Source organism: Streptomyces sp. DH37 (assembly GCF_029813835.1).
Lineage (GTDB): Bacteria > Actinomycetota > Actinomycetes > Streptomycetales > Streptomycetaceae > Streptomyces.
Genome location: NZ_JARVKV010000003.1, coordinates 125,925 through 147,939, shown reverse-complemented (window position 1 = coordinate 147,939; position 22,015 = coordinate 125,925). Strand labels below are relative to the sequence as shown.

The window sequence follows — 22,015 nt, the reverse complement described above, 5'->3', positions numbered from 1 at the left end:
GCCATGTACGGAAAATGTACGAGACGAACCCCTCGTCCGGTTGTCCGACGTCCTGGAAGGGTGCCCCGTTTCGCCGCCGGAGGGGTGATGAGATGATGGCCCGGCCATGAGAGCCCCCGTCGCGCGCGCCGCCCCCGACCTGCGACTGCTGCGGGCCGCGGTGTTCGCCGCGGTCTGCGTCACGCTGTCCGCGGCCGGGCACGTGTTCGCCGCCGGGCAGGCCCTGTCCGCGTGGACGCTCCTGGCGGGCTTCGCGGCCGTGTTCGCCACCGCCGTGCCGCTGGCCGGACGCGAGCGCTCGCTGCCGGGCATCGCGGCGACGCTGGCCCTCGGGCAGCTCGTCCTGCACTTCCTCTTCTCCTGCGGTCAGGCCGGACAGGCCGCGGCCGGACAGGCCGCGGCGGCCCCGGCCGCCGACCCGGACCGGGCCGGCGGCGGGCTGCTGGCGCTGGCCGGGCGGCTGCTCTGCAACGACCGGGCCGCGGCCTCCCTGACCGAGGCCGAGGCCCGCCGCATCGTCGCCGACGCCGGGCTCTCCGGCGCGCTCCACGGCGGCCACGCGACTGCGCCCGCCGCCGACGCGGCGGGCGGCGGTACGGCCGACTGCCTCCAGTTCGCCGTGCGCACCGCCCTGTCGCTGTTCTCCGGCCCCATGCTGCTCGGCCATCTGCTGGCCGCGCTCGCCATGGGCTGGCTGCTGCGCCGCGGCGACGCCGCGCTGTGGCGGCTGGTGCGGCTGTCGGCCCACTGCGCCGACGGGTTCGGCGGCGGACCGCTCGTACGCGCCCTGCGCACGGCACTGCGCTGTGCGCAGGCCCTGCTGCGCGGACTGCTGCCCGAGGACGCCGTGGCGGTGCGCGCCCCGCGCGCCGACGCGGTGGACGGCCCCGTACCGCCCGCCTCCCTGCTGCCGGCGCACTCGGTGATCAGGCGCGGGCCGCCGAGCCCCGCGCACGGCCTCGCCCTCGCGGCCTGACGCGCACGCTCCCCGCCCACGTGGTCCACGGGTGAGGTGCGCGTACCGCCGCGCACCACGCCCAGGCTCACCCGGCCCGGAGGCGCACGCCTCCGTGACCCAGTGCGGTCACGGCCGGGGAGCACCCCACGTTCCACGAGGAGTGTCCCCAGCATGCAGTTCCCGACGCGGTTCACCGTGCCGACCACCCGCCGTCTCGCCGCCGCCGGCGCCGTCGCGGCCGTCTGCGCCGTCGCCCTCGCCGGACCCGCCGCCGCCCACATCACCGTCAACCCCGACGAGGTCGAGCAGGGCGGCTACGCGACGATCAACGTCAAGGTCCCCAACGAGCGGGACAACGCCTCCACCGTCAAGGTGGAACTCACCTTCCCCGCCGACCACCCGCTCGCCTCGGTGATGCCGCAGCCGGTGCCCGGCTGGGACGTGAAGGTCACCAAGACCAAGCCGGCCGAGCCGGTGGAGGCCCACGGCAGGAAGCTCACCGAGGTCCCCTCCAAGATCACCTGGACGGAGACCGACGGCGGCATCGAGCCGGGCACCTTCCAGCAGTTCCCCGTCTCCGTCGGGCAGCTCCCCGAGGACGTGGACCGGCTCGTCCTCAAGGCCGTCCAGACGTACAGCAACAAGGAGGTCGTGCGCTGGATCGAGGAGCCGCCGGCCGAGGGCGGCGAGGAGCCGGAGAGCCCGGCGCCCGTGCTGAGACTGGTCGCGCCCGCCGAGGGCGAGGACGGCCACGGTGACGGCGCCAGTGCCGGGGCCGGTGACGGTGACGGTGACGGCGCCAGTGACGGAGCCGCCGACGAGGAGCGGACCGACGACACCGCGGAGACCGCCGCGCAGAGCCGCGACGGCGGGGCGGCGCAGGACGCCTCCGACACCACCGCCCGCGTCCTCGCCGTCATCGGCATCGCCCTCGGCATCGGCGGCGTCGCCTTCGGCGTCCTGGCCGGACGCCGCCGCACCTCCTGACGGCCGCGCCGGAAGGGCCCGCGTCCGACAGCGGGCCGGGCCCTTCCGGACCCCGTGGCCGCACCCACCACCGCAAGGAAGAACGGACCCCATGCACCACGCCCCGCGCCGCCACCCCCGGCGCACCCGCCGCGCCCTCGGGCTCGCCCTCGCCACCGCGCTGCTCGCCGCGGGCACCGCCGCCTGCGGCACCTCCGAGAGCCCCGAGAACGCCGTGCTCTCCACGGAGTCCACCGACTCCGTGAAGCGCGGCACCGTCCTCACCGACCCCTTCGACAAGCCCGACCTCGTCCTCACCGACACCGAGGGGAAGAGCTACGACCTGGTCGAGGAGACCGAGGGCCGACCGACCCTGGTCTACTTCGGCTACACCCACTGCCCCGACGTCTGCCCCCTGACGATGAGCAACATCGCCGTCGCCAAGTCCAAGCTGCCCGAGGCCGACCAGGAGAAGCTGCGGGTCGTCTTCATCACCTCCGACCCCGAGCGCGACACCCCCGAGTCGCTCGGCACGTGGCTGCGCGCCCAGGACCCCGACTTCATCGGCCTCACCGGCGACTTCGAGGAGATCCGGGCGGGCGCCCGCACCCTGGGCATCGGCCTGGAGCCGCCGGTGAAGGAGAAGGACGGCGACATCATCTCCACCCACGGCACCCAGGTCCTCGCCTTCCTGCCGAAGGACGACAGGGCGCACGTGCTGTACACCTCGGACGTCCCCGTCGAGGTGTACGAGAAGGACCTGCCCGCCCTCGTCGAGGGGCGGCTGCCGTGAGCCGCGCACGCGTCCGGCGCGCCGGCGCGGCGGCCCTCGCCGCCGCGCTGCTCCTCGGTTCCGCCGCCGCCTGCGGTGACGGCTCGGGCTCCGGTCCCGAGCTGACGGTCGAGGGCGCGTACGTGCCCGAGCCGGTGACCGCCGACACCGCCGGAGGCTTCCTCACCATCCGCAACAGCGGCGGCGCCGACGACGCGCTCACCGCGGTGAGCAGCGACATCTCCGACGACGTGCAGATCCACGAGACCACCGGCGGGCGCATGCGCCAGGTGGAGTCGCTGCCCGTGCCCGCGGGCGGCGCCCTGGAACTGCGCCGCGGCGGCAGCCACCTGATGTTCATGGAACTCGACCGCAGGCCCGCCGAGGGCGAGAAGGTCTCGGTGGAGCTGCGCTTCGAGAAGTCCGGCCCGATCACGGTCGAGGTCCCGGTCGAGGCGACCAACCACGTGCCCTGACCTCCCGACCCCCGCCCGACCGCCCTGCCGACCCCCGCCCGACCGCCCGCTGTCCCCCCGCCCGACCGCCCCGCGCGGTCCCGAGCAGTGAGGTCACCGCCGCCATGACCACCGCCGCACCCCGGATCCACCGGACCGTACGCGCCGCCCTGCCGGCCGTCGTGCTCGCCGTGCTCGCGGCGCTCTGCCTCCTCGGCGGCGCGACCCCGGCCGGCGCGCACGCCGCGCTGACCGCGAGCACCCCGGCGCGGGGGGCGGTGGTGGAGGAGGCGCCGAGCGAGGTGACGCTCACCTTCACCGAGGGCATCGCGGTGTCGGACGACTCCATCCGCGTCCTGGCGCCGGACGGCGAGCGGGTGGACGCCGGGGCGCCGAAGCGGCTCCCGGGCGGGGAGGGCTTCCGCTACGGGGTCGAGCTGCGGCGCGACGGCCTGCCCGAGGGCACGTACACCGTCGCCTGGAAGGCCGTCTCGGCCGACAGCCATCCCGTCGCCGGCGGCTTCACCTTCTCCGTCGGCGCGCCCTCGGAGACCACCGTCGCCGTACCCGCGCAGGAGGCGGGCGGCGGCCTGGTCGGCGCGCTCTACGCCACCGCCCGCTGGACCGCCTACGCGGGTTTCCTGCTGCTCGTCGGCGGAGCGGCCTTCGTCCTGGCCTGCTGGCCCGGCGCCGCCCGGGTCCGCCCGGTGCAGCGCCTGGTGGTGGCCGGCTGGGTCGCGCTGACCGCCGCCACCATCGCGGCGCTGCTGCTGCGCGGCCCGTACACCGGCTCGGGCCGGCTCGGCGACGCCTTCGACGCGGACGGGATCCGGGCGGTCCTGGGGACCGGGCCGGGGACGGCACTGGTCTCCCGGCTGCTGCTGCTCGCGGTGGCGGCGCTGTTCGTCTCGGTGCTCCTCGGGACGTACGCCCGGCGGAACACCGACGGCACCGACACCGGAACCGGAACCGGCACCGCTCCCGGCGGCGAGCAGGCGCAGCGCGACCGGCGCGACCTGGTCTTCGGCCTGTCCGTCGGCGGCGCGGTCGTCGCCGCCGGGCTCGCCGCGACCTGGGCGACGGCCGAGCACGCCTCGACCGGCATCCAGACCGGCGTGGCGATCCCGGTCCACATCGTCCACCTGCTCGCCGCGGCCGGCTGGCTGGGCGGTCTGGCGGTCCTGCTCACCGCGTTGTGGCGGGGCCCCTCGGTCCCGCGCGAGGCCGTGGCCCGCTTCTCGCGGCTCGCCCTGGGCTGCGTGGCCGTGCTCGCCGCGACCGGCCTCTACCAGTCCTGGCGGCAGGTCGGCGGCTGGCAGGCACTGACCTCCACCCCGTACGGGCGGCTGCTGCTGGCCAAGGTCGCGCTGGTGGCGCTGATGATCGGTGTCGCCCGCGCCTCCCGCCGCTGGACCGCGCGGCTGGCGGACGCGGCGCCCGGGGAGCGCGAGGAGCCCGGGGAGCCCGGAGGGGGAGCGCGGAGGACGGACGGCGGGGACGGCGCGGCGGGTACGGAGGACACGGCCGGGCGGAAGGCCTCGGCCCGCGTCGCCGCCGGGTCCGGGCCCGCCCCGGACCCCGCCGGCGTCCCCACCCCCGAGCGCGCCGCCCAGCTAGCCCGCCAGCGCGCCGCCGCCGACGCCGCGCGCCGCAGGCGGGAGCGCGACGCCGACCCCGTACGGGCCGGACTGCGGCGTTCGGTGCTCGCCGAGGCGGCCGTCGCGGTCGCCGTCCTCACCGTGACCACCGTGCTCACCGGCACCGAGCCCGCCCGTACCGCCGAGGCCGCCGCCCGCGCGGGCACGGCCTCGACCGGGCAGCCGGCCGCGGGCGGCGAGCCCGTCTCCCTGGTCTCGCCCTTCGACACCGGGGGCCCGGAGGGCAAGGGCTCCGTCCATCTCGACATCGACCCCGGCCGCAGCGGCGACAACACCCTGCACCTGCGCGTCACCGATCCCCGCGGCCGGACCCTGGACGTTCCCGAGGTGAAGGTCTCCTTCACCCTGGAGGCGCAGGACATCGGGCCGCTGGATGCCACCCTGGAGAAGGCCTCGGCGGGCCACTGGACGGCCTCCGGCCTCCAGCTCCCCATGTCCGGCACCTGGAAGGCGGCCGTGACCGTACGGACCTCCGACATCGACCAGACCACCGAGCGGATGACCTTCCACCTCCCCTGACCCCCTCCCGAATCCCACCCCGCGTCCCGAGCCCCTCACCGGGCCACCGCACCCGCACCCGCACCACCTCATGGAACAGAAGCAGAAGATGACGAAGGACCAGCACCCCGGCGGCCCGTCCGGCCCCTCCCGCCGCCGCCTGCTCGGCGCCGCGGGCGCGGCGGGCGCCGCCGGGCTGGCGCTCGGCGCGGCGGGCGGCGCCCTGGGCGCGGCGGCCGCCGCCGAACCGCCCACCGCCCTGTCCACGGTCGGGAGCAGCAGCGTCCCCTTCCACGGCGCCCACCAGCCGGGCATCACCGAACCGGCGCAGGCGCACGGCCACCTCCTCGCCCTCGACCTGGCACCGGGCGCCGGACGGAAGGAGGCCGCCGCGCTGCTGCGCCGCTGGTCCCGGACGGCCGAGGCGCTGATGGCGGGCGAGGCGCCCTCCTCCCGGCTCCACGACACCGGCGTCGCCCTGGACGCCGGACCGTCCTCCCTCACCGTCACCCTCGGCTTCGGCCGCACCTTCTTCGACCGCACGGGCCTCGCCGCGCGCCGCCCCGCCGCCCTCGCCCCGCTGCCCCCGTTCTCGGCCGACGAACTGGACGCGAAGCGCTCCGACGGCGACCTGTGGGTCCAGATCGGCGCCGACGACGCCCTGGTCGCCTTCCACGCGCTGCGCGCCCTCCAGCGCGAGGCGGCCGGCACGGCACGGGTGCGCTGGCAGATGAACGGCTTCAACCGCTCCCCCGGCGCCACCGCCTCCCCGCGCACCGCCCGCAACCTGATGGGCCAGGTGGACGGCACCAACAACCCGAAGGAGACGGACGAGGACTTCGAGCGCCGCGTCTTCGTGCCCGCCGGAGGCGATCCGGAGTGGATGGCGGGCGGCTCGTACGCGGTGGTGCGGCGCATCCGGATGCTGCTGGACGACTGGGAGCGGGTCCCGCCGGCCGAGCAGGAGGAGGTGATCGGCCGCCGCAAGTCCGACGGCGCCCCGCTGTCGGGCGGCTCCGAGACCACCCCGGTGGACCTGGCCAAGCGGAACGCGGACGGCGAGCTCGCCGTCGCCGCCGACGCCCACGTACGGGTCTCGGCGCCCGAGACCAACGGCGGCGCGGCGATGCTGCGGCGCTCCTTCTCGTACCACGACGGCTTCCGCGACGACGGGGCGCCGGACGCCGGGCTGCTGTTCGTGGCCTGGCAGGCGGATCCGCTGCGGGGCTTCGTGCCCGTGCAGCGCAAGCTCGACCGGGGCGACGCGCTCTCCCGCTTCGTCCGGCACGAGGCGAGCGCGCTGTTCGCCGTGCCGGGGGGCGCGCGGAGAGGCGAGTACGTCGGCCAGCGCCTGCTCGAAGGCTGAGACCGGGAGTCCGCGCCCCGGCGGCGGGACTACTGTGGGCGGCATGTCACCCGCGAGCCGCTACACGTACCTGGGTCCCGAGGGCACCTTCACCGAGGCCGCGCTCCGCACCCTCCCGGAGGCGGCCACGCGCGAGCTGGTGCCGATGGTGTCGGTGCCCGCCGCGCTGGACGCCGTGCGGAACGGGGAGGCGGGCGGCTCCCTGGTGCCGATCGAGAACTCGGTGGAGGGCGGCGTCACCGCGACCCTGGACGAGCTGGCCACCGGCCGGCCGCTGATGATCTACCGCGAGGTGCTGCTGCCGATCGCGTTCGCGCTGCTGGTGCGGCCCGGCACCGCGCTGGAGGCGGTCAAGACGGTGACCGGGCACCCGGTCGCCCAGCCGCAGGTGCGCCGCTGGCTGGCGGAGCACCTGCCCGACGCCCAGTGGGAGTCGGCGGCCTCCAACGCGGACGGCGCCCGGCTGGTGCAGGAGGGGCGGTACGACGCGGCGTTCGCGGGCGAGTTCGCGGCGGCGACGTACGGCCTGGTGCCGCTGGTCACCGGCATCCACGACGCGGAGAACGCGGAGACGCGCTTCGTGCTGGCCGGCCGGCCGGGGAGGCCCGCGGCGCGGACGGGCGCGGACAAGACCTCGGTGGTGCTGTGGCTCGCCGACGACCATCCGGGCGCGCTGCTGGAGCTGCTCCAGGAGTTCGCGGTGCGGGGCGTGAACCTGGTGCGGATCGAGTCACGGCCGACCGGTGAGGGCATCGGCCGGTACTGCTTCTCGGTGGACGCCGAGGGGCACATCTCCGATCGGCGGGTGGGCGAGGCGCTGATGGGGCTGCGGCGGATCTGCCCGAAGGTGCGGTTCCTGGGGTCGTACCCGCGGGCGGGCGGCGACCCGTCGCAGGCCACGCCGCTGCGGCGGGGGACGTCGGACGAGGAGTTCGCGGAGGCGGCGGACTGGCTGACGCGCTGCGTCGACGGGCGCGCCTGAGGGGGCGTCCGAGGAGATGTCCGGGAGGCGCCCGAGAGGACGGGGGAGAACCCGCGACGTTATCCACAGGCCCGGTGGACGACCTGTGCACAACCTGAAACGGTAAAACGGGCATTTCACGCAAAACGCCAATCATTCGCCTCACCGTACACAACGGGGCAGACGCCACCCACTCCCCCAATTTGCTTGCTCGACACCCGAGCGGATGGCATTTCCATCCGAAAAGGCGTGTAGGGAAGACGGAGAGGGGGAATCGATGGCCGAGCACGCGTCCCGGCGGAGCAATCCCCACCGTCTTCCACAGGATTTCCAGAGATCCTGTGGAAAACTCGGCCCGGATCCCCGCGCCTGTGGATAACATCGCCGCCCATCCCCGGCGGTGAGCCCCGTACGGCCCCTCTTCCGGGCCCCTCTTCCGGCCCCGCGCGGCCTCGGCGGCCCCTTCCGCCCGGCCCTCCCGGAGCGGGAATTCCCGTCCACCCCCGCGCTCCCGCGACCCCCTGTACGGTGACGACGGGAATTCCCTTGACGGCTTCCTTTTCTCTTTTCCGGCAGAAACGGCAAAAGGTACATAAGGGTACGTACTGCCATAACGGGTCGATCGGATGGTCCTCCCCCGGTACTCTGGCGACGTGATTGACCTTCGCCTGCTCCGTGAGGACCCCGACCGTGTGCGTGCCTCCCAGCGCGCCCGTGGAGAGGACGTCGACCTCGTCGACGCCCTGCTCTCCGCCGACGAGCGGCGCAGGTCGTCCGGCGTCCGCTTCGACGAACTGCGCACCGAGCAGAAGCAGCTCGGCAAGCTGATCCCCAAGGCCGCCGGCGAGGAGAAGGCCGAGCTGCTGGAGCGGGCGGGCGAGCTGTCCGCCGCGGTCAAGGCCGCCGACGCCGAGCGCGACGAGGCCGAGGCCGAGACGCAGCGGCTGCTCCTCCGGCTCGGCAACCTCGTCCACCCCGAGGCGCCCGTCGGCGGCGAGGACGACTTCACCGTCCGGGAGACGCACGGCGCCCCGCGCGACTTCGCCGCCGAGGGCTTCGAGCCGAAGGACCACCTGGAGCTCGGCCAGGCGCTCGGGGCGATCGACGTCGAGCGCGGCGCCAAGGTCTCCGGATCGCGCTTCTACTACCTGACCGGCGTCGGCGCCCTGCTGGAGCTGGCCCTGGTCAACGCCGCGATCGCCCAGGCCACCGAGGCGGGCTTCATCCCGATGCTCACCCCCGCGCTGGTCAAGCCGCGCGCCATGGAGGGCACCGGCTTCCTCGGCCAGGCCGCCGAGAACGTCTACCACCTGGAGAAGGACGACTACTACCTCGTCGGCACCTCCGAGGTCCCCCTCGCCGGGTACCACATGGACGAGATCGTCGAGGCGGACAAGCTGCCGCTGCGCTACGCGGGCTTCTCCCCCTGCTTCCGGCGCGAGGCGGGCTCGTACGGCAAGGACACCCGCGGCATCTTCCGCGTCCACCAGTTCGACAAGGTGGAGATGTTCTCCTACGTCACCCCCGAGGACGCCGAGGCCGAGCACGCGCGCCTGCTGGAGTGGGAGAAGCAGTGGCTGACCGGCCTGGAGCTGCCGTTCCGGGTGATCGACGTGGCCACCGGCGACCTGGGCGCCTCCGCCTCGCGGAAGTTCGACTGCGAGGCGTGGATCCCCACCCAGGGCAAGTACCGCGAGCTGACCTCGGCGTCGAACTGCAACGAGTTCCAGGCCCGCAGGCTGTCCATCCGCATGCGCCAGGACAAGAAGGTCCGTCCGCTGGCGACGCTCAACGGCACGCTGTGCGCGGTGCCCCGCACCATCGTGGCCCTGCTGGAGAACCACCAGCAGGCCGACGGCTCGGTCCGCGTCCCCGAGGTGCTCCGCCCCTACCTCGGCGGGCGCGAGGTGCTGGAGCCCGTCTCCGCGTGAGCGCCAGACCACCGGCCTTCCCCTTCCGGCTGGTCGCCACCGACCTCGACGGCACGCTGCTGCGCAGCGACCACACCGTCTCGGTCCGCACGCGCGACGCGCTCGCCGCCGCCACGGCGGCGGGCGCCGCGCACATCGTGGTGACCGGCCGCTCCGTGCGCTGGACCAAGCACATCCTGGACGAGCTGGACTACCACGGGCTGGCCGTCTGCGGGCAGGGCTCGCAGCTCTACCACGCGGGCGAGCACCGGGTGCTGACCTCGGTCACCCTGGACCGGCGGCAGGCCCGCACCGCCCTGGCCAAGATCGAGGCGGAGGTCGGCCGGCTGGCCGTGGCCGTCTCGCGCGACGGGGTGGACGGCGACGTGGTGTTCGGCCCCGGCTACCGGCTGGAGGGGGAGACCACGCTCCCCTCGACCCTGGTCTCCGGCCAGGACGAGCTGTGGGAGCTGCCGGTGAACAAGCTCTACCTCCAGCACCCCGGCGGCATGGGCGACGACGCCCTGGCCGAGGCGGCCCGGCGGGCCGCGGGCGACCTGGTGAGCGTGGTCGTCTCCGGCGAGGGCATCGTCGAGGTGCTGCCGCTGGGGCTGTCCAAGGCCAGGGGCCTGTCGATGGCCGCGCGCCGGCTGGGAGCCCCGGCGGCGTCCACGATCGCCTTCGGGGACATGCCCAACGACATCCCCATGTTCGCCTGGGCCTCCCGCGGCGTCGCCATGGCCGGCGCCCACCCCGAACTGCTGGCGGTGGCCGACGAGGTGACCGCATCCAACGACGAGGACGGCATCGCGGTCGTGCTGGAACGGCTGCTCGCCGGCCCGTAGCCGGGGAACCGGGTGCGCGCCCGCCCCGCCGCGCCCGCCTCCCGCTCCGGGACGGGGACGGCGCGCAACGGCGGCGGTCAGTCCGGAGCCGGGCCCTCCTTGGTGCCCTCCAGGACCGCCCGGCAGATCTCGTGCAACTGCCGGGTCTGCTCCGGGGTGAGGTGGTCGAACAGGGAGAGCCGGACCTGCTCCACGTGGCCGGGCGCGAGGGCCTCCAGCTCCTCGAAGCCCTCATCGGTCAGCGTGGCCAGGGTGGTGCGGTGGTCGGCGGGGTGCTGGCACCGGCTGATCCACCCCTTGGCCTCCAGCCGGGCGACCGCGTGGGAGAGCCTGCTGGCCGAGGAGCGGGTGGTCCGGGCGAGCCGGCTCATGGTGAGGGTGCGCTGCGGCGCCTCGGAGAGCATCGCCAGGATCTGGTAGTAGGCCAGCGGCATCCCGGCGTCCCGCTGCAACTGCCGGTCCAGCTCCTCGCGTACGCGCTGGGTGGCTCCCAGGAACGCGCGCCAGGTCCGCTGCTCTTCGTCGTCCAGCCAACGTGTCGTGCCCATGCTTCCAGCGTACGAGGCCGGAGGAAACGGACGTACGGGGTGCCCGCCCCGCGCGGGGCGGGCACCCCGTCGCACCGCGCCCCGCCTACGAGTGGTACATCCTGGTGCAGGTGTGGTCCGGGTCCTGCGCGCTCTTCTTGCAGTCGAGGACGCGGCCGATGTTCACCGTGGACGCGCTGAACCTGCAGTACCTGTGGTCGAAGACGTGATCGTTGACATCCCCGTTGAAGCCGTTGTGGAGGGTGATGTTCTCGATGTCCTGGGCGGCCACCACGTTGACGTCCATCCAGATCCGGTCGTTGTTGTTGCGCGGCACCGTGATGACGCGGGGCCGCCCGGGTTCACGGCGTTCCGGGAAGACTTTCGCCGTGCGGCCGTGCGGCCGTGCAACTGCGCGACCGTGGGACCGTGGCGCGATGAAGGGGCCCGTGCCCGGGACGCGGTGTCCCGGGCACGGGCCCCCTCACGGCGGCGGTGCGGCGCTCACTCCTCGCCGGCGAGGGTGAGGGTGCGCAGCTTCCGACCGGCGTACCAGGTGCCCGCGACGGTCACCACCACCAGCAGCACCACGGCGGCCGGCAGTCCGACGTCGGAGACGGCGGCCGTGTTCGGAGCGGTCCTCTCGGCCAGCGCCAGCGCCCACTGCTGGACGCTGAGCGTGCGGGCGCCGGGCACCAGGCTGCCGAAGAGCGCCTCCCAGATGAGGGCGTAGACCAGGCCGAGGACGACGGCGTGCCGGCTGACCGTGCCCAGCAGCAGGAAGACGGCGCTGTAGGCGACGGACGCGGCGACGGCGGCGACGGCGTAGGCGACGGCGATCTGCCGGCTGTTGCCGTTGAGGACGAATCCGGCGATCAGCATGGGGATCGCCGAGAACGCCATGGTGACGCCGACGGCGACGGTCAGCTTGGTGAGGATGATCGTGGGCCGCTTCAGCGGCTTGGCCAGCAGGTAGACGATCGATCCGTCGTCGATCTCCGGGCCGATCGCGCCGGTCCCGGCGATCACTCCGATCAGCGGGACCATGGTGGCCAGGGCGAAGCCGCCGAGCACCTCGCTCGCGACGCCGTCGTCGGCGCCGACCAGCAGGCGGATCGCCACGGAGATCACGATCAGCAGGGCGGGCAGGACGAACAGGATCAGCGCCCGGCGGCGGCCGAGCAGGGCCCGGTAGGTGAGCCGGGCGACCGTGGGGTCGTACATCGCGGTGGGGCTCCTTGTTTCAGGCGGTCTCAGGCGTTCTCGGGCGGTCCGGGCGTTCTCACGCCGTGACGAGGTAGGAGAAGACGCTCTCCAGGGACTCGTCCGAGGGCGAGACCGTGAGGAGCCGGATGCCGTGCTCGCGGGCGATGCGCGGCAGCTGCTCGGTGAAGCGCCCGAAGTCGACCGCCTGGACGCGCAGGGCGCGCTCGGACCAGTCGAGCTCGATGCCCGCCGTGCTGGGGTCGGCGATCAGCGCGGCGGCCAGCGCGCGGTCGTCGCTGGAGCGCACCAGGTAGCGGTGGGGCCGGTCGGTCATCAGCCGGCGGATGCGCCGGAAGTCGCCGGAGGCCGCGTGCCGCCCGGCGACGATCACCTCGATGTGGGAGGCGAGCTGCTCGACCTCCTCCAGGATGTGCGAGGAGAACAGCACCGTGCGGCCCTCGGCGCCCATCCGCCGCAGCAGCTCCATCAGCTGCATGCGCTGGCGCGGGTCCATGCCGTTGAACGGCTCGTCCAGCAGCAGCACGGACGGGTCGTGGACGAGCGCGGAGGCCATCTTCACGCGCTGCCGCATGCCCTTGCTGTACGTGGAGACCTTCCGGTCCTGGGCGTACTCCATCTCCACGGTGGCCAGGGCCCGGCGCGCGGCCTCGCCCGGGTCGGGCAGTCCCTGGAGCTCGGCGTTGGCGAGGACGAACTCGCGGCCGGTGAGGAAGTCGTACATCGCCTCGCGCTCGGGGACGATGCCGATCTCCCGGTAGACCTGCTCGTTGCGCCAGATCGGCGTCCCGTCGAGGGTGACGGCGCCGGCGGAGGGGGGCAGGAAGCCGCCCATCATGTTGATCAGCGTGGACTTGCCCGCGCCGTTGGGGCCGAGCAGGCCGGTGACGCCGGGACCGACGTCCATGGTCACGTCGTTGACGGCGACGACGTTGCCGAACCAGCGGGAGACGTGGTCGATGTGGATGGTGGTCATGGGTCAGGCCGCCCTCTTCCTCGCTGTGCTCGCTGTGGTCGCCGCGCTCGCCGCGGGGCTCTCGCTCACAGTCCCGCCTTCCGGTAGCGGGCCATCAGCGCGGCCCAGCAGGCCGCGATCAAGCCGAGGATCACCAGGACGTAGACGGCCGAGGCCGCGGCGGAGGGCTCGTACTGGCCGGGGAAGTTGGAGACGCCGCCGAGGAACGCCGACTGGAAGCCGTCCATGAGCGAGCCCGGGGAGGCGAGGCCGATCCAGGGCACCGCACCGCCGCTGCCCTGCGCGTCGGCGATGGCCTGGACGGTGGTGACCGCGAAGTACGGGATGGTCAGCACCGCGATGATCGCGGCGACGCCGAAGCCCCGGCGCGGGGTGAGCGCGGCGACGACCAGGCCGATGCCCGCGTGGAGGACGGAGAGCACCGTGACCGAGGCCAGGCCCTGGAGGAAGCCGGTGGTCTCGTCGCCGAAGTCGAGCTTGGCGAGCAGCGCGCCCGCGTACATGATCACCAGCGGCGCGGCGGTGAACAGCAGCATCGCCGCGGACATGGCCAGGTACTTGGCCGCCACGTAGTCGGTGCGCTCGATCGGGCGCGAGAAGTACAGCGGCACGGTGCGGAAGCGCAGGTCGCGGGAGACCGACTGGGGCGCCTGGGAGGCGAGGTAGAGGCCGATGACCGGCTGCATGACGAGCGCGTAGTCGGTGTACCTCAGCGGCAGTTCGTCGGCGCCGGTGGCCACGGCGACGGCGACGATGATCCCCGCGGGCAGCAGCATCACGGCCAGCAGGACGAACGGCAGCACCTTGGACTTCGCCGACCGGCCCAGGCCGTACGCGCCGCGCAGGGACTGGGTCAGCAGCGAGAGGCGGGCGTAGGAGCGGCCGAGGCGGGGGCCGTCGTAGTGGCGGTAGCCGATGTTGTGGATGCTGGCGTCCTCGCCGCGCGGGGCGGGGACGGCGGTTCCGGTGTGGGCGCCGGTGTGGGCGCCGGTTTCAGGCCGCATCGGTGCTGCCTCCCTTTTCCGTGGCGGTGCCGGTGGTGCCGGTGGTGCCGGCGGCGCCGGACGTCTGGAAGACCTCCGCGATGTGGTGCCTGCGCTGCTCCATGCGGACCAGGCCCAGGCCCAGCTCCGCGACCGTGTCGCGGACGGCGTCGTACACGGAGTCGGAGCCCGCCTCGACGAGCAGGACGTGCCCGGCGCCGGGCAGGCCCTCGCCGCCCGCGCCGGCGGGCGCCACGGTGAGCCCGGCCCCGGTGAGGGCGGCGCGCAGGGCGGCGGCGCCGTCGGGGTGGGCGTCGGTGTCGGTGACCTCGACGGCCAGGGTGGCGGTCTCCTGGGTGAAGTCGGCGGTGGAGGAGGAGCGCAGCAGCTTCCCGCCGTCGATGACGACGACGTGGTCGCAGGTGCGCTCCAGCTCGCCCAGCAGGTGGGAGGTGACCAGCACCGAGATGCCGAAGTCGGTGTGGACGCGGCGGATCAGGCCGAGCATGTCGTCGCGGCCGACCGGGTCGAGGCCGTTGGTCGGCTCGTCCAGCAGCACCAGCCGCGGGTCGTGGACGAGGGCCTGGGCCAGCTTGACCCGCTGCTTCATGCCCGTCGAGTAGCCGCCGATGGGGCGGTAGCGCTCCTCGTACAGGCCGACGTGGCGCAGGGTGTCGGCGGTGCGCTCGCGGGCGGCGGAGGCGGGCAGGCCGGACATCCGCGCCATGTGGACGACGAACTCGGTCGCCGAGACGTCGGGCGGCAGGCAGTCGTGCTCGGGCATGTACCCGACGCGCTCGCGTATGGCGCCGCCCTCGGTGGCCACGTCCAGGCCGAGCACGGACGCGGTGCCCTCGCTGGCCGGGGAGAGTCCCAGGAGGATCTTGATCAGGGTGGACTTGCCCGCACCGTTGGCGCCCACCAGACCGGTCACTCCGGGTTCGATCTGCATGGTGAGCCGGTCGAGCGCGGTGACCCGGGGGTACCGCTTGCTGAGGCTTTCGGTCGCGATCACAGTCACCCTCATGACCGTAGTGCCGCGGGCCGTCCGCCACCTCACCCCGGGGACGTGGTTGTTCCTCGTACTGGAGGTGTACATGCCCTTAGGGGTGCTCCTCCGATGGTGCCGGTCCACCCGCGTCCGGTGTCACGCGGCCGGGAGCGGCTACCCGGAGTCCAGGAGTGTCGGGCAGATCGTCGGACCGAGCGTTGGGCAGATCGTCGGACCGAGCGTCGGGCGCGGTGGGAGGAAGGGCACGCATGGAGACGGGAGCGGGCGGTCTCGGAGGCGCGCGGGAGCGCCGGGTCACCGGCGCGGACGGCGTCGAGCTGTGCGTCGCCGAGCTGGGCGGCGCGGTGGACGGGGACGGGAACCGCCGTCCGACGGTGGTCCTGCTGCACGGCTACCCGGACTCCAAGGAGGTCTGGTCGCGGGTGGCCGCGCGGCTGGCGGACCGCTTCCACGTGGTGCTGTACGACGTGCGCGGCTGCGGGGGTTCCACGGCGCCGGAGCCGCTGCGCGGCGGTTTCACGCTGGAGCGGCTGACCGACGACTTCCTGGCGGTCGCGGACGCTGTCAGCCCGGACGCCCCGGTGCACCTGGTCGGGCACGACTGGGGATCGGTGCAGGGCTGGGAGTTCGCCACGGCCGGGCGCACCCGGGGCCGGATCGCGTCCTTCACCTCGATGTCCGGGCCGTCCCTGGACCACCTGGGCCACTGGTTCCGCCGGCGGCTGACCCGGCCGACGCCGCGCCGCGTCGCCCAGGCGCTGGGGCAGGGCGTCCGGTCCGGTTACGTGTACGCGATGCACGTGCCCGCCGTGCCGGAGCTGGCCTGGCGCGGGCCGCTGGGGAAGGCCTGGCCGGCCCTGCTGCGGCGCATGGAGAGGGCGTCCGGCTCCCGGGACCCCGGCTACCCCGCCCCCTCGCTGCCCGACGACGCCGCGCACGGCCTGTGGCTGTACCGCGACAACGTACGGGCCCGGCTGCGCCGGCCGCGCGAGGACCCCTACGCCCACGTGCCCGTGCAGATCGTCACCCCGACCGGGGACCCGTTCCTCTCCGGGGCGCTGCGGGACGAGCCGGAGCGGTGGACGCCCCGGCTGACGCGCCGCACCCTGCGGGCGGGCCACTGGGCGCCGCGCACCCGGCCCGACCTGCTGGCCGGCTGGATCGGCTCGTTCGTCGAGGCGTGCGAGAGGACGCCCGGCGGGGAGGCGCCGCCGGCGGCGCGGCGCGGCGGGCGGCGCCGCCGGGCCCGGGAGGACGCGTACGCCGAGCGCTTCGGCGGGCAGCTGGTGCTGGTCACCGGCGCGGCCCGGGGCATCGGCCGGGAGACGGCGCTGGCCTTCGCCCGGGCGGGCGCCCGGGTCGTCGCGGTGGACGTCAGGGAGCGGGACCTGGCCCGTACGGCCGAGCTGGCGCGGCGGGCCGGCGCGCCGGGGGCGTGGGCGGAGACGGCCGACGTCTCCGACCGGGCGGCGATGGAGGCGCTGGCGCGGAGGGTGGCCGCCGAGCACGGCGTGGTGGACGTCCTGGTCAACAACGCCGGAATCGCGGCGGCCGGGCCGTTCCTGGAGCACACCGCGGACGACTGGGAGGCGGTCCTGGGCGCCAACCTGTGGGGCGTCATCCACGGCTGCCGCCTCTTCGGGCGGCAGATGGCCGATCGCGGGCAGGGCGGCCACATCGTCAACGTCGTCTCCTGCACCGCCTACGAGCCCACCCGGGCCCTGCCCGCGTACTGCACCTCCAAGGCGGCGGCGCTGATGCTCAGCCAGGTGCTGCGCGCGGACCTGGCCGGCGAGGGCATCGGGGTCTCGGCGATCTGCCCCGGCGTCGTCAGCACCTCGATCATCGAGGACACGCGCTTCCGCGGCACCGACGAGCGGGACGCCGAGCGCCGCCGCAAGCGGGCCCTCCAGGCCTACCGGATCCGCAGGTTCGCCCCGGAGAGGGTCGCCGACGCGGTGCTGCGCTCGGTGATCCGGAACAAGGCGGTGGTGCCGGTGAACCTGGAGGCGTGGGGCGGGCTGGTGCTGGCCCGGGTGGCGCCGAGCGCGCTGCGGGCGTTCGCGCGGATCAACGTGCGGGCGTGACCGGTCTGCGGGGGCTGCGGGGACTCCGGGGAATCCAGGGGCTCCGGGACCGTGCGAGGTGGAAAAGGAGGTGCGCCGCGGCGGGCCCCGGGGCACCCTGACCCGACATGGACGACCGGCGCCGCAAGCGGATCTCGAAGTACCTCGCACGGCATCTGCGGCACGCCCCCGAGCGGATCGGGCTCACCCTGGACGCCCACGGCTGGGTGGGCGTCGGGGAGCTGCTGGACGCCGCGGCACGCGACGGCTTCCACCTCACCCGCGAGGAGCTGGAGGAGGTCGTCGCCACCAACGACAAGCGGCGCTTCACGCTCGACCCCGGGCGGGACCGCATCCGGGCCGCCCAGGGCCACACCGTCGACGTGGACCTGGACCTGCCCGCCGCCGAACCTCCCCCGTACCTCTTCCACGGCACGGTCGGGCGGTACGTGGAGGACATCCGGCGGGACGGCCTGCGGGCGATGGCGCGCCACGACGTCCACCTCTCGCCCGACCGCGGGACGGCCGCCGCCGTGGGGGCGCGGCGCGGGAGGCCGGTGGTGCTGGTGGTGGACGCCGGGGCGATGCACCGGGACGGGTACGAGTTCCGGGTCAGCGACAACGGGGTGTGGCTGGTGCCGCGCGTACCGCCGGAGTACCTGCGCCTCCCCGGCTGACGCCGGGCCTGCGACCGGGCGCCCTCGTCACCTCGGTCGGGCCTCGTTCACCCATCGCGGCCTGACCTGCGCGGATCCCTTCGGCCGGCGAGTTCGGCCGCCCGTTCAGACGCCGATGAGGCGGACGTGGTCGCCGCACAACCGGGCCATGTCGTCAACATCGGACGTCAGTATGGCCACCGGGCCCGGCTGACGCAGCGCCACCTCGGCGACGGTCGCGTCGATCGCGTACTTGTGGCCGTGCAGACCCGCGGCCTTGAGCAGTTGCGCGGACGCCTTCGCCGCCCCCTCCGTCACCGGCTCGACCTTGACGCGGGAGAGTACCCACTGCAGTCGAGGCATGTTCACCCGCGCATGGCTGACTTCCACGATGGTGTTGGCGCCGATGACGAGATCGGCCCCCATGGTGTGGAACACCTGGAACATCGCGAGGACCTTGCGGTCCTGGGCGATCCAGGCGGAGAGCCCCTGGGAGTCCAGGACGACGGTCTCGACGTGCTCGATCACGCCGTGCTCGCCGATCCGCCGGCATCGGCCGTGCCGAAGATCCTGGAGCGGGCCTCGGCCAGCTCCTCCTCGGTGAACGTCCCGTGTTCCTCCTGGTGACGCTGCAGATCGGCGCCGAGCAGCTGATGCCGCAGCTGACGTGCCACCGCCTCGGCGACATATCCCGAGACGTTGTCGGTGAGCTTCCTGAGTTCGGCGACCTGGTCGGTCGGCAGTGTCACCGTGATGCGTGTCGTGTCCGCCATGCCCTGAGCATACTCCGGTATGCGCACCCTGCGGCCAACCGTTGGTGATGCCCACGCTCGCGGACGCGGTCACGCGGTCCGGGCCGTCGCGGCCTCCGCTGCCCGGCGTCCACGAGGGCCTGCGGCCCGGGAGCCCCGTCCCCGTCCGTGGGGGCGCGGCCCGGCCTGCCGGCCGGTGACGCGTGCCGCCGGGACAGCCGGGGGCCCGACCGGCGCCCTCCGCCGTCGCGATCCTCAGGGCGACCGGCTCGGCCCGGCCGGGAGCGGGCGGCCTGCCGCGGGTAGGGTCGCGGGCATGCGTCTGAGCACCGTGATCCTGCCCGTGCGCCGCTGGCACGAGGGCGGCCGCGACCAGTGGACACGCGCCGAGGAACTCGGCTTCCACACCGCCTACACCTACGACCACCTGTCCTGGCGGTCCTTCCGCGACGGCCCCTGGTTCGGCGCGCTGCCCACCCTGACCGCCGCCGCCACCGCCACGGACCGCCTGCGCCTGGGCACCCTCGTCACCTCGCCGAACTTCCGGCACCCGGTCCCCCTGGCCAAGGAGCTGGTGACGCTGGACGACGTCTCCGGCGGGCGGGTCACCCTGGGCATCGGCGCGGGCGGCGAGGGCTTCGACGCGACCGCCCTGCTGCGGGACGGCGAGAAGCCGTGGACGCCGCGCGAGCGGGCCGACCGCTTCGGCGAGTTCGTGCCGCTGCTCGACCGGCTGCTGACCGAGGACTCCGTGACGCACGAGGGGGCCTTCTACACGGCGAACGGGGCCCGCAACATCCCCGGCTGCGTCCAGCGGCCCCGAATCCCCTTCGCGGTGGCCGCCACCGGACCGCGCGGCATGCGGCTGGCGGCCCGGTACGGGCAGGCGTGGGTGACCACCGGCGACCCGCGGCTGTACGGGAGCGGCACCCCCGAGGAGTCGGTGGAGGCGATCCGGGGGCAGATCGACCGGCTCGACAGGGCCTGCGAGGACATCGGCCGGGACCCCGGCACGGTGGAGAGGATCCTGCTCACCGGCTTCACCCCGGAGGCGAACAAGCCGCTGGAGTCCCTGGAGGCCTTCGTCGACTTCGCGGGGCGGCACTTCGAGCTCGGCTTCGCCGAGATCGCCGTCCACGCCCCGATCCCGGACTCGGTCTTCGCCGCCGACGAGGCGGTCTTCGAGAGGATCGCGACGGAGGCCCTCGCCCGGCTCGCCCGACCGCGCGGGTGACGGTGCCGGGCCGCGAGCGCGTGCGCGCCGCCGTACCGCGCGGCGGAGCCCGCGTACGTTTCGCGCCATGCCGGACGCGGCCCGCGGAAGGCCCGTAGCGTTTTCCCTACGCGGACGGACAGGGGCCCGCCCTCCTGACTGTCCGTGTCCATCCGGTTTCGGATACGTTCGGGCTGTGGCTCATTCGGGCACCTCAGCGCACGGCTGTGCGGGCATATGCGGGACTATGGGGAGCGTGACTCACGTTCCTGCGCCCTCCATGACGCGCCCGCGCCTCATCGCCACCGATCTGGACGGCACGCTGCTGCGCGATGACAAATCCGTCTCCGACCGCACGGTCGCGGCGCTCGCCGCCGCCGAGGAGGCCGGGATCGAGGTCTTCTTCGTCACCGGGCGGCCGGCCCGCTGGATGGGCGTGGTCAGCGACCACGTGCACGGGCACGGCCTGGCGATCTGCGCCAACGGCGCGGCCGTCGTCGACCTGCACCGCGGGCGGCAGGTCGTACAGGTGCGCGAACTGCCGCGCGACACCGCGCTGACCGTAGTGGAGGAACTGCGGACGGCCGCCCCGGACGTGAGCTTCGCCGTCGAGCGGACCGGCGGCATCCACTACGAGCCCCAGTACCCGCAGTTCCACCTCGACCCCGGCGCGCTGGTCGCCCCGGTCGAGAAGCTGCTGTCGGACGACACCGAGTTCGCCGACCAGCCGGTGCTCAAGCTCCTCGCCCACCACACCGAGCTGGTGCCGGACGAGTTCCTGGGCATGGCCCGCGCCGTCGCGGGCCACCACGCGGAGTTCACGCGGTCCAGCCCGAGCGCGCTGCTGGAGATCAGCGGCCCCGGCGTCAGCAAGGCCAGCACCCTGGCCCGGTGCTGCGCGCAGCGCGGTGTGGCGGCCGGGGAGGTCGTCGCCTTCGGCGACATGCCCAACGACCTGGAGATGCTGTCCTGGGCCGGGACCTCCTACGCCATGGCCAACGCGCACCCGGCGGTGCTGGCCGCGACCACGCACCGCACGTCCGCCAACGAGGAGGACGGCGTGGCCGCCGTCATCGAGCGGCTGCTGGAGCTGCCACCGGCCGTCTGACGTCCGCGGGCGAGCGGGAGGGAACGTTTCGGCTGCGGTGCTTGTGTTGGAGTGCCCTCCAAACAGCAGCATGGGTGCCTCCGAACGCGGCGGACACGCCGCACGAGCGAGAGGACCACCGGTGAGCACACCGTATTTCGCCCTGGGCGCCATGGACTTCGGCACCCGGCTGGACCGCGGGACGTCGATGGCGCTGCTCGACCGCTTCGTCGAGCGGGGAGGGCGGTGGATCGACACCGCCAACTGCTACAGCTTCTGGATCGACCCCTCCGGCGTCGGCGGGCAGAGCGAGACCGTGATCGGCGAGTGGCTGGCCGCCCGGCCCGGCGTACGCGACCGGGTGCTGATCAGCACCAAGGTGCGCCAGCAGCCGACCGTGCCGGGGAAGTGGCCGGAGTCCGCCGAGGGGCTGTCGGCGCCCGTGGTGCGCTCGGCCGTGCGGGAGAGCCTGAAGCGGCTGCGCACGGAGTGGGTGGACCTGTACTGGGCGCACGCGGAGGACCGCGACGTGCCCCTGGAGGAGACCGTCGCCGCCTTCGGCGAGGTGGTCTCGGACGGGCTCGCCCGCCGGCTCGGCGCGTCCAACCACGCCGCCTGGCGCGTGGAGCGCGGCCGCGCGATCGCCCGCGGGGCGGGGGTGACGGGCTGGACCGCCCTCCAGCTGCGGCACTCCTACGTCCAGCCGCGCCCGGGGGTCGTCCTCCCCGAGAGCGGGCACCTGCTCGCGACCGCCGAGTCGCTCGACTACGTGCGCAGCGAGCCGGACATGGACCTGTGGGCCTACTCCTCACTGCTGTGGGGCTCCTACACCCGCCCCGACCGCCCGCTGCCCGAGCACTACGACCACCCCGGCACGGCGCGGCGCCTGGCCGTGCTCGGCGAGGTGGCCGCCGAGACCGGGGCCACCGCGAACCAGGTGGTCCTGGCGTGGCTGACCGGCGGGGACCCGGCCGTCGTGCCGATCGTCGGGGTGAGCCGGACCGAGCAGCTCGACGAGGCGTTCGACGCGATGGAGCTGCGGCTGGACGAGGGGCAGCGGCGACGGCTGGACGAGGCGGCCTGAGGGCGGTCCCGGCTCCGGGAGCGGGCGGGTGGGAACGGGACGGGCC

General features: G+C 74.3%; 22 protein-coding genes. 14 read left to right on the top strand and 8 right to left on the bottom strand.

Features of this window, described 5'->3' with window-relative positions; genetic code table 11:
• Positions 1–106 precede the first annotated feature (106 nt).
• From QC029_RS02790 to QC029_RS02750, 9 genes are all read left to right on the top strand, one after another.
• A complete protein-coding gene (locus tag QC029_RS02790) occupies positions 107–976 on the top strand; it encodes a hypothetical protein (protein WP_279553692.1) in 870 nt (289 codons plus the stop codon).
• 153 nt (positions 977–1,129) lie between these two features.
• Complete coding sequence (locus QC029_RS02785) at positions 1,130–1,945, top strand: YcnI family protein (protein ID WP_279553691.1); 816 nt, start codon at positions 1,130–1,132, stop codon at positions 1,943–1,945.
• Between the two features lie 91 nt (positions 1,946–2,036).
• Entirely contained in the window at positions 2,037–2,717 is a 681-nt protein-coding gene (locus tag QC029_RS02780; protein WP_279553690.1) for an SCO family protein, read from the top strand.
• Positions 2,714–3,172, top strand: a complete 459-nt coding sequence (locus QC029_RS02775; RefSeq protein WP_279553688.1) for a copper chaperone PCu(A)C — start codon at positions 2,714–2,716, stop codon at positions 3,170–3,172. The genes QC029_RS02780 and QC029_RS02775 overlap by 4 nt, the downstream gene beginning before the upstream one ends.
• Before the next feature lie 104 nt (positions 3,173–3,276).
• Positions 3,277–5,328, top strand: a complete 2,052-nt coding sequence (locus QC029_RS02770; RefSeq protein WP_279553687.1) for a copper resistance CopC/CopD family protein — start codon at positions 3,277–3,279, stop codon at positions 5,326–5,328.
• 88 nt (positions 5,329–5,416) lie between these two features.
• A complete protein-coding gene (gene efeB, locus QC029_RS02765) occupies positions 5,417–6,673 on the top strand; it encodes an iron uptake transporter deferrochelatase/peroxidase subunit (RefSeq protein WP_279553686.1) in 1,257 nt (418 codons plus the stop codon).
• Positions 6,674–6,716: 43 nt separating this feature from the next.
• Entirely contained in the window at positions 6,717–7,655 is a 939-nt protein-coding gene (gene pheA, locus QC029_RS02760; protein WP_279553684.1) for a prephenate dehydratase, read from the top strand.
• Between the two features lie 632 nt (positions 7,656–8,287).
• Entirely contained in the window at positions 8,288–9,565 is a 1,278-nt protein-coding gene (serS, locus tag QC029_RS02755; RefSeq protein ID WP_279553683.1) for a serine--tRNA ligase, read from the top strand.
• Positions 9,562–10,389, top strand: a complete 828-nt coding sequence (locus tag QC029_RS02750; RefSeq protein WP_279553682.1) for an HAD family hydrolase — start codon at positions 9,562–9,564, stop codon at positions 10,387–10,389. Before serS ends, QC029_RS02750 begins: the two co-directional genes overlap by 4 nt.
• A gap of 77 nt (positions 10,390–10,466) precedes the next feature.
• On the opposite strand, the gene QC029_RS02745 is transcribed toward QC029_RS02750, so the two are convergent.
• The 6 genes from QC029_RS02745 to QC029_RS02720 all read right to left on the bottom strand — a co-directional run bounded on the left by QC029_RS02745 (position 10,467) and on the right by QC029_RS02720 (position 15,126).
• The gene (locus QC029_RS02745) at positions 10,467–10,937 is read right to left on the bottom strand and encodes a MarR family winged helix-turn-helix transcriptional regulator (protein ID WP_279553681.1); all 471 of its coding nucleotides are present in this window, start codon (positions 10,935–10,937) and stop codon (positions 10,467–10,469) included.
• An 85-nt stretch (positions 10,938–11,022) separates the two neighbouring features.
• Positions 11,023–11,253, bottom strand: a complete 231-nt coding sequence (locus QC029_RS02740; RefSeq protein WP_279553680.1) for a hypothetical protein — start codon at positions 11,251–11,253, stop codon at positions 11,023–11,025.
• A gap of 167 nt (positions 11,254–11,420) precedes the next feature.
• Positions 11,421–12,140 (bottom strand): ABC transporter permease, encoded by a 720-nt coding sequence (locus QC029_RS02735; RefSeq protein ID WP_279553679.1) that lies wholly within the window; start codon positions 12,138–12,140, stop codon positions 11,421–11,423.
• Positions 12,141–12,198: 58 nt separating this feature from the next.
• A complete protein-coding gene (locus tag QC029_RS02730; RefSeq protein WP_279553678.1) occupies positions 12,199–13,116 on the bottom strand; it encodes an ABC transporter ATP-binding protein in 918 nt (305 codons plus the stop codon).
• A 65-nt stretch (positions 13,117–13,181) separates the two neighbouring features.
• Entirely contained in the window at positions 13,182–14,120 is a 939-nt protein-coding gene (locus QC029_RS02725; RefSeq protein WP_279553677.1) for an ABC transporter permease, read from the bottom strand.
• Positions 14,110–15,126, bottom strand: a complete 1,017-nt coding sequence (locus tag QC029_RS02720; RefSeq protein ID WP_279553676.1) for an ABC transporter ATP-binding protein — start codon at positions 15,124–15,126, stop codon at positions 14,110–14,112. The genes QC029_RS02725 and QC029_RS02720 overlap by 11 nt, the downstream gene beginning before the upstream one ends.
• 233 nt (positions 15,127–15,359) lie before the next feature.
• Between QC029_RS02720 and QC029_RS02715 the strand changes: the two genes are divergently transcribed.
• Positions 15,360–17,198 (top strand): SDR family oxidoreductase, encoded by a 1,839-nt coding sequence (locus QC029_RS02715; protein ID WP_279553675.1) that lies wholly within the window; start codon positions 15,360–15,362, stop codon positions 17,196–17,198.
• 107 nt (positions 17,199–17,305) lie between these two features.
• Positions 17,306–17,854, top strand: a complete 549-nt coding sequence (locus tag QC029_RS02710) for an RNA 2'-phosphotransferase (RefSeq protein ID WP_279553674.1) — start codon at positions 17,306–17,308, stop codon at positions 17,852–17,854.
• 105 nt (positions 17,855–17,959) lie between these two features.
• Here the strand turns inward: QC029_RS02710 and QC029_RS02705 are convergent, their stop codons facing one another.
• On the bottom strand, positions 17,960–18,361 hold the full coding sequence (locus QC029_RS02705) for a DNA-binding protein (protein WP_279553673.1): 402 nt from the start codon (positions 18,359–18,361) through the stop codon (positions 17,960–17,962).
• Positions 18,358–18,606 carry a type II toxin-antitoxin system CcdA family antitoxin gene (locus tag QC029_RS02700; protein ID WP_279553672.1) on the bottom strand — a complete coding sequence of 83 codons (249 nt, stop codon included), beginning with the start codon at positions 18,604–18,606 and terminating at the stop codon, positions 18,358–18,360. Before QC029_RS02700 ends, QC029_RS02705 begins: the two co-directional genes overlap by 4 nt.
• 295 nt (positions 18,607–18,901) lie before the next feature.
• Between QC029_RS02700 and QC029_RS02695 the strand changes: the two genes are divergently transcribed.
• From QC029_RS02695 to QC029_RS02685, 3 genes are all read left to right on the top strand, one after another.
• Entirely contained in the window at positions 18,902–19,819 is a 918-nt protein-coding gene (locus QC029_RS02695) for an LLM class flavin-dependent oxidoreductase (RefSeq protein ID WP_279553671.1), read from the top strand.
• Between the two features lie 226 nt (positions 19,820–20,045).
• Positions 20,046–20,906, top strand: a complete 861-nt coding sequence (locus QC029_RS02690) for an HAD family hydrolase (protein WP_279553670.1) — start codon at positions 20,046–20,048, stop codon at positions 20,904–20,906.
• A 151-nt stretch (positions 20,907–21,057) separates the two neighbouring features.
• Positions 21,058–21,969 carry an aldo/keto reductase gene (locus QC029_RS02685; protein ID WP_279553760.1) on the top strand — a complete coding sequence of 304 codons (912 nt, stop codon included), beginning with the start codon at positions 21,058–21,060 and terminating at the stop codon, positions 21,967–21,969.
• Positions 21,970–22,015 lie beyond the last annotated feature (46 nt).